Genomic DNA, 14,926 nt, shown 5'->3' on the forward strand with positions numbered 1-14,926 from the left:
AACGTCTTGCCTCAGACCGAGAACGAAGAGCCGCAACCACAGGTGGTGGATGCGTTCGGGTTCTTGATCACGAACTGCGCACCGTTGATGTCTTCCTTGTAGTCGATCTCGGCGCCGACCAGGTACTGATAGCTCATCGAGTCGATCAGCAGGGTGACGCCGTTCTTGACCATGGTGGTGTCGTCTTCGTTGACTTCCTCGTCGAACGTGAAGCCATACTGGAAGCCTGAGCAGCCGCCGCCCTGCACGAACACGCGCAGCTTCAGCTCGGCATTGCCCTCTTCCTCGATCAGCTGCTTGACCTTGTCGGCGGCGCTGTCGGTAAAGACGAACGGTGCCGGCACGTCCTCGGTTGCGGGTGCCTCTGCGACTGCGTTCATGGGGTTCTCCTGATTAGATACGCCTGTATTCTAAGCGCTACTGGAAAATCGTGCCGAAACCCTTGGTTTTCAAGGGCTTCTGCGAAAGATCGCACGTGGCGCTCAGGCCGCTTTCCCGGCTTCGGCAACGTCGAGCGCGGCAACGGCGCCTTCAATGTCCTCGTCGGCGCCTTCGGCGGCCAGAAGTTTCGGGACCGTCTTGAGTTCTTCCTGGCCCAGCGGCACTAGCCGCCCTTCCACCAATGCGCCCTGATGCATCTCGAGCGCGGCATAGCGCACCTCGCCCAGCACGCGTGCGTGGGGCTGGAGTTCCAGCAATTCGCCGGCATGGACAGGCCCTTTCACCGTGCCATTCAGGATCAGGTGGCCGACGGCGATCTCGCCTTCCACCATGCCCTTCTCGCTGATGACCAGCATGCTGGGCTTGTCGCCGGCGGCGCGGATATTGCCGCGCACCTTGCCGTCGAGCCTCAGGCCGCCTGCAAATACCAGATCGCCATCGATGGCGGTGCCTTCACCGCTCAGCGTATCGATCGAGAGCCCCTTCTTCTTGGAAAACAACATCCCTCGCTCCTTGATGGATTCTAAAGCGCTCTGCCGTCAACATGCGGAGCGCATTGTAATCGGTGAAGCAGTCATTCTCCCCACCAAAGCAGGGGCCGAAATTGTGACTTTTTCCGCAGGCAGGACCTCTCCCGTCCGCCACGGACGAAAAAAAACCGCACGACCAGCGTGCGGTTTTTCTTGTTTCGCGCGATCCGGGCAATGCCGGACCGGCGAACACACATCAGCGCTTCGAGAACTGCTTGCGGCGACGTGCCTTGTGGAAACCGACCTTCTTACGCTCCACTTCACGCGCGTCACGCGTGACGTAGCCAGCCTTCGACAGGGCCGGCTTCAGCGTTGCGTCGTAGTCGATCAGGGCGCGGGTGATGCCGTGACGGACAGCACCGGCCTGGCCGGTTTCACCGCCGCCGGTAACGTTGACCTTGATGTCGAACGTTGCGGCGTGCTCGGTCAGTTCCAGCGGCTGGCGCACGATCATCAGGGAAGTTTCGCGAGCGAAGTATTCCTTGATGGGCTTGCCGTTGACGATGATATCGCCCTTGCCCGACTTGATGAAGACACGTGCCACGGCGCTCTTGCGGCGGCCAGTACCGTAATTCCAGTTACCGATCATGGATTGGCCTCCTTAGATTTCCAGCGCCTTGGGCTGCTGCGCTTCGTGCGGATGCTCGGCTTCGGCGTAAACCTTCAGCTTCTTGATCATCGCGTAGCCCAGCGGACCCTTCGGCAGCATGCCCTTCACAGCCTTCTCCAGGGCACGGCCCGGGAAGCGCTGCTGCATCTTGCCAAACGTCGTTTCGTAGATACCGCCCGGGTAACCCGAATGGCGATAGTACTTCTTGTCCGTTTCCTTGGTACCCGTGACACGCAGCTTGGCTGCATTGACGATGATGATGTAATCACCCGTGTCGACGTGCGGAGTAAATTCCGGCTTGTGCTTGCCGCGCAGACGGCGTGCCACTTCGCTGGCAACACGGCCGAGGACTTTGTCCGTCGCGTCAATCACGTACCAGTCGCGCTTTACCTCATGAGGCTTGGCGGAAAAGGTCTTCATGATTTTTCCTGACTATTAGAGAACTGCCCGATTACTGACTCGCGAAGGCTTGTACTCGCCCCTGCAAATCTCGTCGGCCGATCCTGTGGACCTGGCCTTCCTGCTTGTCTTCGCAGGCTCTCCCTACTTCTCTTCCCGCGGGCATGGCGGAAAAGCCGTAGATTATACTGTCGAACGCGAGACGGACACAAGCAAAGCCAAGGGATTTCGTCAAGATCGCCATACCGCCACTGACAATGAATGCGACGGGCCGAGGCGCTTGATGCACTTGCCCGGTACAGGCGAAAAAAAACCCAAGCCGGTTGAGGCCTGGGTTTGAATCCACCAAAGGAGGAGGGTGGAGGAGACACTGGGAGATCGACGGTGTTTCATGCGGGCGGTGCGGAGGACTTGGCCGATGGCTTCGTTTTCGCACTCTGGCGCGCTGTCTGCGCCGTCGTTCAATGAATGGAATTATACATGGGGTAATCCCTGATGCAAGCGAAATTTGCACTGCGAAATGCAATTCCACATCATGGGATGACGCCCTCCTCACCGGGAATGCGTATTTTTCCTTTAAAATCAGCATGTTGACATGAAGTTTGCATTGTCATGGGGCTGACACATTAGAAGAAACCCTCGGTTTCAGCAGGGATATCGGCTTCGACCCGCTCGGCTTACGATGTCATAGGCCGGAAAAAGCAAGATTCAAGATCACGCGCTTGTGACCGCAAACGCACGACTCAGATAACAGGAACGAACAAAATGGAATGCAAAGTGACATGGATGGGCGCCGAGGGCATGAGCTTCGTCGCCCAGACCGGCAGCGGGCACATCGTCGCCATGGACGGCGCCCCGGAGGGCGGCGGCCATAACCTGGCGCCGCGTCCGATGGAGATGGTGTTGCTGGGTACCGGCGGCTGCACCGCCTATGACGTGGTGCTGATCCTGAAGCGCGGCCGCCAGGAAGTGAGCGGCTGCAGCGTGAAGCTCGAAGCCGAGCGCGCCAGCGAAGACCCCAAGGTCTTCACCCGCATCAATTTCCACTTCGTGGTGACCGGCAAGAACCTGAACCCGGCCACGGTCGAACGCGCGATCAAGCTCTCGCACGAGAAATACTGCTCGGCGTCGATCATGATCGCCAAGACCGCGGAAATTACGCACACGATGGAAATCGTCGAAGGCTGACGAAGCGCGGATGCCCGGGCAGTCCGAGACTGGCCTGGGCAAACATCGGAAGACAAGTGCAAAGCAGGCCGATAAGCCGGATTCTGTGCACGCCACCGCACCTTGCGGCGGGCGGCGCGTGACAACCATTCCTCTAGGCCGGCTGTTACCAGCCGGCTCCAGCTCCCTACCCGCAGGCTCAGCGGGCCGCCTCGATGCCTGCCTATTTGGGATTGCTCCAGGTGGAGGTTACCGCGTTTCACCCTTCCCGCCAGGAAGACCTGGCGGCAAGACTCGTCTCTGTGGCCCTATTCCGCACGTTGCCGTGGATGGCTGTTAGCCAACACCCTGCCCTGTGGAGTCCGGACTTTCCTCCCCTTGCACCTTGCGATGCAAGCAGCGATTGTCTGGCCTGCTTTGCGGCCCGAAGTCTAACACCATTGCGGGCCGCCGGTCAGTCCACGATCGACTGCCGCCGGCCCGGCCGGAAAACCGTCGTGTCCGCGTAGTACGCCGCATCGGCATTGGCATCGCACCAGCCGGGAATGCCCATGACGGGCAGCGGCGCGAAGCTGCGACCGCCACGGAGTGTGCCGGCGTCGGCCGCCGCACGCAATGACACGGCAAGCGCGTCATCGAGCATGGGCGATCCGGCCACTGCCGCCGGCAGCGCCAGCGGCCAGGCATGGGCTGTTACGGCTTTGTACGGAGCCACCAGCTTTTCGAGCAGAGCGTGGCCGAACGGCACCACCACGCAATGGCGGCCCCAGTCTTCCCTGCGCCCGACAAACAACTCCTGCCACCCAAACCCGCGCAGCGCGGCCTCCAGGCCAGCATCCACGCTGAGGAACAGTACGGCGTTCTCGTCGAACAGCGTTGCGGCATCCCGCACGCCGCCACGGCCAGCCTGCACTCCGACGCATTCGATCACCCCGGCCTGGATCGCATTGAGTCGTGCCTTGGCCCGGGGGAAATGCAGCCAGATCAGCGCGTTGAAGAAATCGTGGAGATTATCGCGAGTGGGCACCTCGCCAGTGGCGTGAATATGCGCCTCGTAGGCGATACCGGCCGGCAACGCCTCTTGTGCGACGAACTCGAGCGGGACCCCCTGGGTATTGCATAACCCGGCCCGGGATGCCTGATCGTTCAGGCAACCGTGCAAGGATGCGCCCTGCGTCACGCGCCCGGCCACGCTTGCGCCAATGGCCTCGAACGGCCGGAACCACGGCCGCGCCCAGTCGATCCCTGAAAGAGAAGCGGCGAACGCCAGGTTCGCCGCTGATGTGACTGCCGTCAATGCCTTGCGCTTCAGCGCGCCTTCCAGCGCAGCGTTTCGCCTGCGCGCAGCGGCACCAGCGTGGCGTCCCCATACGGCAGCTCGGCCGGCAGTTCCCAATCTTCACGCTCCAGCGTCAGCGTGCCGGTATTGCGCGGCAGGCCGTAGAACGCCGGGCCGTTGAAGCTGGAGAACGCTTCGAGCTTGTCGAGCGCACCAGCGGCATCGAACGCCTCGGCATAGAGTTCCATCGCGTGCAGCGCGGTGTAGCAGCCGGCGCAGCCGCAGGCATGCTCCTTCAGGCCGCGCGCGTGCGGGGCGCTGTCGGTGCCCAGGAAGAAGCGCTCGCTGCCGGACGTCGCCGCGGCGACCAGCGCCTCGCGGTGGATCTCGCGCTTGAGCACGGGCAGGCAGTAATAGTGCGGGCGGATGCCGCCGGTGAAGATCGCGTTGCGGTTGTAAAGCAGGTGGTGCGCCGTGATGGTCGCGCCCACCGGGCCGCTGGCATCGCGCACGTACTGGGCCGCATCCTTGGTGGTGATGTGCTCGAACACCACCTTCAGTTCCGGGAAGTCGCGGCGCAGCGGCGTCATGACGCGGTCGATGAAGACGGCTTCGCGGTCGAAGATGTCGATGTCGCCATCGGTCACTTCGCCATGCACCAGCAGCGGCAGGCCCACGCGTTGCATCGCCTCGAGCGCGGCCGAGCAGCGGCGGATGTCGGTTACGCCGGCATCGCTGTTGGTGGTGGCGCCGGCCGGGTACAGCTTGACGCCGTGCACGAAGCCGCTCGCCTTGGCCGCTACGATCTCCTCGGCCGGGGTGTTGTCGGTCAGGTACAGCGTCATCAGCGGCTCGAAGTTCATGCCGGCCGGCAGTGCCGCCAGGATGCGGGCGCGGTAGGCCTGCGCCTGTTCCACCGTGGTCACGGGCGGCTTCAGGTTCGGCATGATGATGGCGCGGCCGAACTGGCGCGCGGTGTCGGGCAGCACGGCTGCGAGCGCCGCGCCGTCGCGCAGGTGCAGGTGCCAGTCGTCCGGGCGGGTAATGGTGAGCTTCTGGGTCATGGCTTGCTGGGCCTGCCGCCGCAAGCGCGGCAGGCGGTCTGGAAGTTAGAGAATCAGGATGGCGCGGTAATCGTTCACATTTGTGCGCGTGGGACCGGTCACGACCAGGTCGCCGATGGCATCGAACAGGCCCCAGGCGTCATGCGCGTCGAGCTGGCGGCGCGCCGGCACGCCAGCCGCCTCGGCACGCGCCAGCGTGGTCGGGTCCGCGAGCGCACCCGCATTGTCCTCCGAACCGTCGATGCCGTCGGTATCGGCCGCGATGGCATGCACGCCTTCCATGCCTGCCAGTTCGATGGCCAGCGACAGCAGGAATTCCGAGCAACGCCCGCCCCTCGCCTTGCCGCTGCCGCCACCGGCGGGCAATGTGACCGTGCATTCACCGCCCGAGATCAGCGCCACGGGCGCGGCAAACGGCGCATTGTACGCGCGAATTTCGCGTACCAGCGCGGCATAGACGCGCGCGACCTCCTGCGCCTCCCCCGTCACCGTATCGCCGAGGATGACCGGGGTGATGCCCTGCTCGCGGAACAGCGCCGCGGCGGCCTGCAAGCTGTCGTGAGCAGTCGCAATCATGCGGTTGTCGACGCGCGCGAACAGCGGATCGCCAGGCTTGGGGGTCTCCGGAACCTCCCCGCGAGCGCCGCGTTCCAGGTGCGACTGCACGCTCCCCGGGACCGTGGCGCCATAGCGCCGCAGGATATCGAGCGCGTCGGCAAACGTGCTCGGGTCCGCCACGGTCGGTCCTGACGCAATCGCGCTGGGATCATCGCCGGCCACGTCGGAGACGATCAGCGTCGTTACCGGCGCCTGGCTGGCTTGCGCAAGCCGCCCGCCCTGGATGCGCGAGATGTGCTTGCGCACGATATTCATCTCGGTGATCGGAGCACCGCAGCGCAGCAGTTCCTTCGTCGTCGCCTTGAGGTCCGCCATCGGAATGCCTTCGGCCGGCAGCGACAGCAGGCTCGAGCCCCCGCCGGACACCAGCACCAGCAGGCGGTCTTGCGGCGTCAGCGCCGACACGCGGGCCAGGATCTCGGCCGCGCCCTGTTCGCCGGACTCATCCGGCACCGGGTGTCCGGCCTCGATCACGCGCACATGGTCGGTCGGGAGCCCATGCGCATAGCGCGTGATCACCAGCCCCTCGATCCGCGTCTTGCCGGCATAGGCCTGCTCCACTGCGAGCGCCATCGACGCCGCGGCCTTGCCCGCGCCCACGACCAGCGTGCGCCCGCCAGCCTGCGGCGGCGGCAGGTGCCCGGCCACGATCTTGAGCGGATCGGCGGCCGCCACCGCGGCCTGGAACGTCTCAAGCAGCAGCGCGCGCGAGTCGCCCTTGTAACCGCCCGCCGCCATCACAATGCCTCCGCGATCGCGCGGCCAAGGTCCGCCGTACCGGCCTTGCCGCCGATGTCACGCGTCAGCGGCGCATGTTCGGGCCCTGCGGCCAGCACCTTCTCGATCGCGCCCAGCACCGCCGCGCCGGCCTCATCATGGCCAAGGTGCTCCAGCATCATGGCGCCACACCAGATCTGGCCGATCGGATTGGCCACGCCGCGCCCGGCGATATCCGGCGCGGAGCCGTGCACCGGCTCGAACAGGCTCGGATACGTGCGGTCCGGGTTGATATTGCCCGACGGCGCGATGCCGATGGTGCCGGTACACGCGGGGCCCAAGTCGGACAGGATGTCGCCGAACAGGTTACTCGCCACGACCACGTCGAACCAGTCGGGATGCTGGACGAAGTGCGCGGTCAGGATGTCGATGTGGTACTTGTCGACCTTCACGCCAGGGTAGTTCGCCGCCATCGCCCCCACGCGCTCGTCCCAGTACGGCATCGTGATCGAGATGCCATTGGACTTGGTCGCCGAGGTGAGGTGCCGCTTCGGACGCTTCTGCGCGAGCTCGAACGCGAATTTCAGGATGCGGTCGACGCCGACCCGGCTCATCACCGTTTCCTGCATCACGATCTCGCGCTCGGTATTCGGGAACATGCGGCCGCCGATGCTCGAATACTCGCCCTCGGTGTTCTCGCGCACCACGTAGAAATCGATATCCCCGGGCTTCCGGTCAGCCAGCGGGCTCTTGATGCCAGGCATCAGCCGCACCGGCCGCAGGTTCACGTACTGGTCGAATGAGCGGCGGAACTGCAGCAGCGAGCCCCACAGCGACACGTGGTCGGGCACGGCATCGGGCCAGCCGACGGCGCCAAAGTAGATCGCGTCGTATTTCACAAGCGTGTCGAACCAGTCGTCCGGCAGCATCTTGCCGTGGCGGGCGTAGTAGTCGCAGCTGGAGAAATCGAAGTGGTCGAACTGGAAGTCGATGCCGAACTTGCGCGCGGCGGCATCCATGACGCGAATGCCTTCGGGGATCACTTCCGTGCCGATTCCGTCTCCGGGAATCACGGCAATCTTGTATTGGCTCATAGGTCGGGAGGCGTGTTGCGGGATGGCCGGAGGCACCCTTTAGGCATGCGCTTGGCAGCGGCCCGGGGGCGTTGGATAATGTCTGCATTCTATTGCAAAGCGGCAGCCCCCTGCCGCCCCGGTGCCCCGCCATGTGCCAGCTGCTAGGCATGAATTGCGCCACGCCGACCGACGTGACGTTCTCCTTCACCGGTTTCGCCGCCCGCGGCGGCGTGACCGACCACCATTCCGACGGCTTCGGCGTGGCGTTCTTCGAAGACAAGGCCTGCCGGCTCTTCATCGACAACCAGTCGGCCGGCACATCGCCCGTCGCGGACCTGATCAAGCGCTACCCGATCAAGTCCAAGAACGTCATCTCCCACATCCGCAAGGCCACGCAAGGCACAGTGCTGCTCGAGAACTGCCACCCGTTCATGCGCGAGCTGTGGGGCCGGCACTGGATCTTCGCGCACAACGGCGACCTGCTGAACTTCGCGCCGTTCCTGTCCGGCGTTTACCAGCCCGTGGGCGACACCGACAGCGAACTCGCCTTTTGCACGCTGATGCAGGGGCTGCGCAAGCGCTTCCCGGGCTCGCAGCCGCCGCTGAACGAGCTGTGCCATGCGCTGGCGGACATCACCCGCGAAATCACCACGCACGGCGTCTTCAACTACCTGCTGTGCAACGGGCAGGCCTTGTTCGCGCACTGCTCGACGCGGCTGTACTACATCGTGCGGCAATGGCCGTTCTCGACCGCGCACCTGATCGACGCCGACCTGTCGATCGACTTCGCCCAGGTCACCACGCAGGATGACCGCGTTGCGGTGATCGCCACCCAGCCGCTGACCGACAACGAGACCTGGACGCGCTTCGAGCCGGGCGAGCTGATCATGTTCATCGACGGACGTCCGGAGATGACGCTGTCCGTGCCGATTCCACCCGAAGTGCAGGCGAAGAACGCGGCCAATACGGCCTGCACCTGACACCGGACGGTCCGGCCAACGAGAAAGGGACGCCATGGCGTCCCTTTCTCGTTGCGGCGTGCTACAGGTTCAGTGCGGGCTCAGTGCTGCAGGATCTTCGACAGGAACTGCTTCGCGCGATCCGAGCGCTGCTCGATATTGCCGAAGAACTCTTCCTTGGCGCAGTCCTCGACGATCTTGCCCGCGTCCATGAAGATCACGCGGTTGGCCACCTTGCGTGCAAAGCCCATTTCGTGGGTCACGCACATCATGGTCATGCCTTCCTGCGCGAGCTGCACCATCACGTCCAGCACTTCGTTGACCATCTCCGGGTCCAGCGCCGAAGTCGGTTCATCGAACAGCATGCAGATCGGATCCATCGACAGCGCGCGCGCGATCGCCACGCGCTGCTGCTGGCCGCCCGAGAGCTGGCCCGGGTACTTGGCCGCCTGGCTCTTCAGGCCCACGCGCTCCAGGTACTTCAGGCCCTTGGCCGTGGCCTCTTCCTTCGAGCGGCCGAGCACCTTCATCTGCGCGATGGTCAGGTTTTCGGTGATCGACAGGTGCGGGAACAGCTCGAAATTCTGGAACACCATGCCCACGCGCGAACGCAGCTTGGGCAGGTTGGTCTTCGGGTCGCCGACCGAGGTGCCGTCCACCAGGATATCGCCCTTCTGGAACGGTTCCAGCGCGTTGACGGTCTTGATCAGGGTCGACTTGCCCGAGCCCGACGGTCCGCAAACCACCACGACCTCGCCCTTGGCAACCCTGGTGGTGCAGTCGGTCAGCACCTGGAAGGAGCCATACCACTTGGATACATTGTTGATTTCAATCATAGGGCCACCTTTTTCTGGTAACGCTTGACCATCAGCGAAACGGAGTAGCAGATAACAAAATAGACAAGGCCGGCGAACAGCAGCATTTCCACAATGCGGCCATCACGCTCGCCAACGCCGTAGGCCTGGCCAAAGAAGTCCGCCAGCGCGCTCACGTAGACCAGCGACGTATCCTGGAACAGGATGATGCCCTGCGTCAGCAGCAGCGGCACCATGTTGCGGAACGCCTGCGGCAGGATCACCAGCTTCATGGTCTGCCCGTAGGTCATGCCCAGCGCCTGCGCGGCGAACATCTGCCCGCGCGACACGCTCTGGATACCCGCCCGGATGATCTCCGAGTAGTACGCCGCCTCGAACAGCGAGAACGCGATCAGCGCCGACGTCATGCGCAGGTCCGATGCCGGAGACAGGTTGAAGGCGCTTTGCAGGAGTTGCGGAATAATCAGGAAGAACCACAACAGCACCATCACCAGCGGGATGGAGCGGAAGATGGTCACGTACCCCTGCGCAAACCAGTTGAACGCCTTGATGGACGACAGGCGCATCATCGCCAGGATGGTGCCCCAGACAATGCCCACCACGATGGCCGTAACCGTGATCTTGAGCGAGACCAGCATGCCCTCGGCCAGCACATCGAGCGTGGCAGGAGTGATGGAGCTGAAATCGAATTCGTATGCCATGGCGCCCCCTTACTTGCTGCCGATGAAACCGGGCACGCGGCTGCGGGCCTCGACCCAGCGCATGATCAGCATGACGACGATATTGATGACCGCGTACATCACCGTCACCGCGATGAACGACTCATACGGGCGCGCGGTGTAGTCCACCAGTTGCCGCCCCTGCGCCGCCAGTTCGAGCAGGCCGATCGTCGACGCCACGGCCGAGTTCTTGAAGATGTTCAGGAACTCGGACGTCAGCGGCGGCACGATGACGCGGAAGGCCATCGGCAGCAGCACGAAGCGATAGGTCTGCGGCAGCGTGAAACCCATGGCCAGGCCCGCGTTGCGCTGGCCGCGCGGCAGCGAATTGATGCCCGAGCGCACCTGCTCGCAGACCCGGGCCGCGGTGAAGGTGCCCAGGCACAGCATGGCGGCCAGGAACTGCTGGGTGAACGGGTTCATCTGCTTGATGGCCTCGCCGCCGGGCAGCAGCTCGGGGCCGACGAAGTACCAGATGAACAGCTGCACCAGCAGCGGAATGTTGCGGAAGAGCTCGACATAGGCCGCGGCAAGGCCCGACAGCCACTTGTTGGGCACGGTGCGCAGCACGCCAAGCACGGAGCCGATGGCGAGCGCGATGACCCAGGACGATAGCCCGAGCGCGACCGTGACCTTCAGGCCGGAAATCATCCAGTCCAGGTAGGTCTCGTTCTGGGCCGCCTGCTCGAGGAATACTCCCCAATGCCAGTTGTAGTTCATGATGCGTCCTCAAAAAGAAACGGAAGGACTCGCCTTCCGTTTCGCACGCCTGATTTCAGCAGGTCAGTCGAGCGCCTTGTCGTTCGGGCTCTTGATGAGCGCCTTCATGTCTTCCGACAGCGGGAAATCGAGATTCAGCCCCTTCGGCGGCACCGGCTGCATGAACCACTTGGTATACAGCGTGTTGATGGAGCCGTCCTTCATCATGCCGGCGATGACGTTGTCGGAAACCTTCTTGAACTGCGGGTCGTCCTTGCGGATCATGCAGCCATAGGCCTCGCGCGATTGCGGCTTGCCGACCACGATCCAGTCGGCCGGGTTCTTGGCCTTGGCGCGCTCGCCATACAGCAGCGCGTCGTCCATCATGAATGCCACCGCGCGGCCCGATTCCAGCGTCAGGAACGACTGGCCATGGTCCTTGGTGCTGATGATGTTCATGCCCAGCTTCTGGTCATCGTTCATCTTGCGCAGCAGGCGCTCGGAGGTGGTGCCGGCCGTGGTCACCACGTTCTTGCCCTTCAGGTCGGCCCAGTCCTTGATGCCGCCATCCTTCTTCACCATGATGCGCGTGCCGATGATGAAGATGGAATCCGTGAAGGAAACCTGCTTCTGGCGCTCCAGGTTGTTGGTGGTCGAGCCGCACTCGATGTCGATGGTGCCGTTCTGCAGCAGCGTGATGCGGTTCTGCGAGGTGATCGGGATTTCCTTCACCTGCAGGTTCGGCATCTTGAGCTGGTCCTTGATGGCTTCCACGATCTTCATGTTGATATCGTAGGAATAGCCGACCTGACGGACGCCGCCGAGGTTGTAGTTGAAGGGGATCGACGAATCGCGCACGCCAAGCGTAATCACACCGGTATCTTTGATCTTCTTCAGCGTGCCCGTCAGTTGCTCGGCTGCCTGTGCGGTACCGCACACCAGGCCAGCGGCCAGCATCAGGGAAGCCAACTTGGCAAAATTCATAACATCTCCTTGACCATGAAGAGAGAAAGGCGGGATTCTAATGACGAATGTCCCACAGATGAAACAGTATTGCGCAGCATCCCGCTCAAAACAACTGGGTTTTACTCCTAGAAGTGGAATTCAAGGCATAGGTGCGCACCCGTTGCCGGATACGACAACGCGGCCCTGAGACAAATCCTCGGGCCGCGTCAGGCGGTTATTGCCAGGTGCTGCGTCGCACCAATCAACGTCTCGGCGCAACGGCGTTTGCATCAGGGATACAGGCCGCGCATTTCGCGCGCTTGCAGGATCCGCGAACAGGCCACGATAAACGCGGCCGTGCGCAGCGTTACCTTGTTGTCCTGCGCCACCTGCCAGATCGCGCGGAATGCCTCTTGCATGATCCGTACCAGGCGCTGGTTGATTTCCTCTTCGGTCCAGAAGAAGCTTGAGAAGTCCTGCACCCACTCGAAGTAGGACACGGTCACACCGCCGGCGTTGGCAATCACGTCCGGTGCCACCAGGATATTGCGCTCGCGCAGGATGTCATCAGCCTGCGGCGTGGTGGGGCCGTTTGCACCTTCGATGACCAGCTTTGCCTGGATCTGGGGCGCGTTCTGCGCCGTGATCTGGCCTTCGAGCGCGGCCGGGATCAGGATGTCGCAGTCCAACTGCCAGAACTGTTCCGACGAGATGACTTCGGCCTTGTAGCCGTCGATGGTGCCGCTGTGCGAGGCGTATTCCATCATCGCCGGCACGTCGAGGCCGGCCGGGTTGTACAGCGTGGTGCGGTGGTCCTGCACGGCCACCACCTTGGCGCCGGCTTCCTGGAACAGCTTGGCGGCGACAGCGCCGACGTTGCCGAAGCCCTGCACCGCCACGCGGGCGCCCTTGATCTCCAGGCCGATATTGCGCGCGGCCTCGGAGCCGACCACGAACACGCCGCGGCCAGTCGCCTCATGGCGGCCGAGCGATCCGCCCAGCGAGATCGGCTTGCCGGTCACGACGCCGGTGGACGTGCTGCCGGAGTTCATCGAGTACGTATCCATCATCCACGCCATCACTTGGGCATTGGTGTTGACGTCCGGCGCCGGGATGTCCTTGCTCGGCCCGATGATGATGTTGATTTCGCTGGTGTAACGGCGCGTCAGGCGCTCCAGCTCGGCGTGCGACAGCGTGCGCGGATCCACCCGGATACCGCCCTTGGCGCCACCGTAGGGCACGTTCACCGCGGCGTTCTTGACCGACATCCACGCCGACAGCGCCATCACTTCCGAAAGCGTCACGTCCTGGTGGAAACGCACGCCGCCCTTGCCCGGGCCGCGCGACAGGTTGTGCTGCACACGATAGCCCTCGTAGTGGGCGATGGTGCCATTGTCCAGCTCGATGGGTACGTCGACGATCAGCGCGCGCTTGGGGCGCTTGAGGGTTTCAACCCAGCGTGCCAGCGAGCCCAGGTAAGGCGTGACACGGTCGACTTGTTGCAGGTAGATGCCCCAGGGGCCGAGATTGTCGGCGTTGAGGTAGGACGGCAGTGCGTGCTTTTGGCCAGCAATTTGAGTCGGTGCTGCGGAAGACATCGGGTGGGTTCCGGGGTGGAGAATGCCCGCAAGCTTAGGCGTGGGGCCAGTTCGGAATCCAATGCCGTTTGCTCATCCGCTCATGCAAAATGCGCATAACGTTTTCCAACCAATGATCAATTGAGTGTCGGCCGATGCAAGCCACGAGCGTGCTCCCTCTCCCGCTTGCGCGAGAGGGAGCAAGACAACGCTAAGCCGGCGTCTGCGCCGGCACCAGTGTCGACCACACCTGATCCACCAGCTGCCGCTTCCTCCGTGCCGCCGTGGCCCGCCGGTCATTGCCGTTCTCGCCCGGACGCTCGCGGTACAGCCGGATCTCCATATCGATCGACAGTGGCAGCCCGCGTGCGGACTCTGCCCGCACCAGCCGGCCCTGTGCCACGTCGTCGCGCACCGCGCTCTCGGGCAGGAACGCCATGCCGTGGCCAGACAGCGCCATGACCTTGAGCGCCTCGGCCATGTCCGTTTCGTAGCATTTGTCGAGCTTGAGTTCTTCCGAGGTATCGGCGAGCAGCATGTCGACCATGCGGCCGAGGAAGGCATTGGGCGTGTAGCTCAGGAACGGCACCGGTTTCTTGTCCGTGCCGGGCAACCGGTACAGCGGCTTGCCGGTGCTGTCGGGCACGCTGTAAGGGGACAGCCGTTCCATGCCGAGCACCAGCATGTCATAGCGTGACGGATCGAGCTGGATCGCCTGCCGCGCGTGGTGGTAGACCATCACCAGGTCGCAGCCGCCCTCCACCAGCATCAGCACCGCGTCGTGCACGTTGAGCGCGCGCAGCCGGCACGGCAGCGTGCCGACCTTGCGCTCCAGCGCCTTGAGCCATTCCGGGAAGAACGTCAGCGACAACGTGTGCGGCACGGCAAATTCCAGCACCTGCGCGTTGGATGAACGCTGGCCGCGCATCAGCGCCCGCGTCTCGCTGACCTGCGCCAGCATCGCCAGTGCCTGCTCGTAGAACACCTTGCCGGCGGCGGTCAGGCTGGTCGGGTAGCTGGAGCGGTCGATCAGTTCCGTACCGACCCACGCCTCCAGCGACTGTATCCGGCGTGAAAACGCCGGCTGGGTGACATGCCGCAGTTCGGCCGAGCGCGAGAAGCTGTGCGTCTCGGCCAGGCTGACGAAGTCTTCAAGCCATTTGATTTCCATGACGCGGATTATCCACCGGCCCGGGCGCCGGTGGCACTGGCATGCAACCTATTTCGTGTAAATGATGTGGAGTGGAATGTCATTCCATCAATTGGTATATTACGAGCATTGGATTGCAAGGTATCACCACATCCGACGAC

At 63.4% G+C, this 14,926-nt stretch carries 16 protein-coding genes and 1 other RNA gene; 2 read left to right on the forward strand and 15 right to left on the reverse strand.

The genetic code is table 11. The features are described from left to right. Positions 1-11 precede the first annotated feature (11 nt). The 4 genes from erpA to rplM form a co-directional block, all read right to left on the reverse strand. Positions 12-380 carry an iron-sulfur cluster insertion protein ErpA gene (erpA, locus tag AC3FKG_RS08470; protein WP_211948827.1) on the reverse strand — a complete coding sequence of 123 codons (369 nt, stop codon included), beginning with the start codon at positions 378-380 and terminating at the stop codon, positions 12-14. Between the two features lie 102 nt (positions 381-482). Continuing rightward, on the reverse strand, positions 483-944 hold the full coding sequence (locus tag AC3FKG_RS08475; protein WP_488742852.1) for a bactofilin family protein: 462 nt from the start codon (positions 942-944) through the stop codon (positions 483-485). Positions 945-1,167: 223 nt separating this feature from the next. Further along, the gene (gene rpsI / locus AC3FKG_RS08480) at positions 1,168-1,560 is read right to left on the reverse strand and encodes a 30S ribosomal protein S9 (protein ID WP_483710445.1); all 393 of its coding nucleotides are present in this window, start codon (positions 1,558-1,560) and stop codon (positions 1,168-1,170) included. Positions 1,561-1,572: 12 nt separating this feature from the next. Further along, on the reverse strand, positions 1,573-2,001 hold the full coding sequence (gene rplM / locus AC3FKG_RS08485; RefSeq protein ID WP_010813907.1) for a 50S ribosomal protein L13: 429 nt from the start codon (positions 1,999-2,001) through the stop codon (positions 1,573-1,575). A gap of 744 nt (positions 2,002-2,745) precedes the next feature. Between rplM and AC3FKG_RS08490 the strand changes: the two genes are divergently transcribed. Continuing rightward, positions 2,746-3,168, forward strand: coding sequence for an OsmC family protein (locus AC3FKG_RS08490; RefSeq protein WP_483710444.1), 423 nt, complete (start codon positions 2,746-2,748; stop codon positions 3,166-3,168). A 56-nt stretch (positions 3,169-3,224) separates the two neighbouring features. Here AC3FKG_RS08490 and rnpB read toward each other — a convergent pair. The 5 genes from rnpB to AC3FKG_RS08515 form a co-directional block, all read right to left on the reverse strand. After that, positions 3,225-3,566: RNase P RNA component class A (rnpB, locus tag AC3FKG_RS08495), an RNA gene on the reverse strand. 35 nt (positions 3,567-3,601) lie between these two features. Next, positions 3,602-4,444 (reverse strand): DUF3025 domain-containing protein, encoded by an 843-nt coding sequence (locus AC3FKG_RS08500; protein WP_488742853.1) that lies wholly within the window; start codon positions 4,442-4,444, stop codon positions 3,602-3,604. A gap of 11 nt (positions 4,445-4,455) precedes the next feature. After that, positions 4,456-5,490: a dihydroorotase gene (gene pyrC, locus AC3FKG_RS08505; RefSeq protein WP_483710442.1), complete on the reverse strand. Its 1,035-nt coding sequence runs from the start codon at positions 5,488-5,490 to the stop codon at positions 4,456-4,458. A gap of 45 nt (positions 5,491-5,535) precedes the next feature. Further along, positions 5,536-6,846, reverse strand: coding sequence for a glycerate kinase type-2 family protein (locus AC3FKG_RS08510; RefSeq protein ID WP_483710441.1), 1,311 nt, complete (start codon positions 6,844-6,846; stop codon positions 5,536-5,538). Further along, positions 6,846-7,919 (reverse strand): tartrate dehydrogenase, encoded by a 1,074-nt coding sequence (locus AC3FKG_RS08515; protein ID WP_483710440.1) that lies wholly within the window; start codon positions 7,917-7,919, stop codon positions 6,846-6,848. Before AC3FKG_RS08515 ends, AC3FKG_RS08510 begins: the two co-directional genes overlap by 1 nt. Before the next feature lie 131 nt (positions 7,920-8,050). Here AC3FKG_RS08515 and AC3FKG_RS08520 point away from each other — a divergent pair, with 131 nt between their 5' ends. Next, positions 8,051-8,881, forward strand: coding sequence for a class II glutamine amidotransferase (locus tag AC3FKG_RS08520; protein ID WP_483710439.1), 831 nt, complete (start codon positions 8,051-8,053; stop codon positions 8,879-8,881). A gap of 80 nt (positions 8,882-8,961) precedes the next feature. On the opposite strand, the gene AC3FKG_RS08525 is transcribed toward AC3FKG_RS08520, so the two are convergent. The 6 genes from AC3FKG_RS08525 to AC3FKG_RS08550 all read right to left on the reverse strand — a co-directional run bounded on the left by AC3FKG_RS08525 (position 8,962) and on the right by AC3FKG_RS08550 (position 14,786). Then, positions 8,962-9,696, reverse strand: coding sequence for an amino acid ABC transporter ATP-binding protein (locus AC3FKG_RS08525; RefSeq protein ID WP_483710438.1), 735 nt, complete (start codon positions 9,694-9,696; stop codon positions 8,962-8,964). After that, the gene (gene gltK, locus AC3FKG_RS08530; RefSeq protein ID WP_483710437.1) at positions 9,693-10,376 is read right to left on the reverse strand and encodes a glutamate/aspartate ABC transporter permease GltK; all 684 of its coding nucleotides are present in this window, start codon (positions 10,374-10,376) and stop codon (positions 9,693-9,695) included. Before gltK ends, AC3FKG_RS08525 begins: the two co-directional genes overlap by 4 nt. A gap of 9 nt (positions 10,377-10,385) precedes the next feature. Beyond that, positions 10,386-11,114 carry an amino acid ABC transporter permease gene (locus AC3FKG_RS08535; RefSeq protein WP_483710436.1) on the reverse strand — a complete coding sequence of 243 codons (729 nt, stop codon included), beginning with the start codon at positions 11,112-11,114 and terminating at the stop codon, positions 10,386-10,388. Positions 11,115-11,177: 63 nt separating this feature from the next. After that, a complete protein-coding gene (locus tag AC3FKG_RS08540) occupies positions 11,178-12,077 on the reverse strand; it encodes a glutamate/aspartate ABC transporter substrate-binding protein (RefSeq protein ID WP_488742854.1) in 900 nt (299 codons plus the stop codon). 251 nt (positions 12,078-12,328) lie between these two features. Further along, entirely contained in the window at positions 12,329-13,636 is a 1,308-nt protein-coding gene (locus AC3FKG_RS08545; RefSeq protein WP_483710434.1) for a Glu/Leu/Phe/Val family dehydrogenase, read from the reverse strand. A 190-nt stretch (positions 13,637-13,826) separates the two neighbouring features. Continuing rightward, complete coding sequence (locus AC3FKG_RS08550; protein WP_483710433.1) at positions 13,827-14,786, reverse strand: LysR substrate-binding domain-containing protein; 960 nt, start codon at positions 14,784-14,786, stop codon at positions 13,827-13,829. Positions 14,787-14,926: the final 140 nt, after the last annotated feature.

The organism is Cupriavidus sp. 22TCCZM04-2, assembly GCF_057798895.1.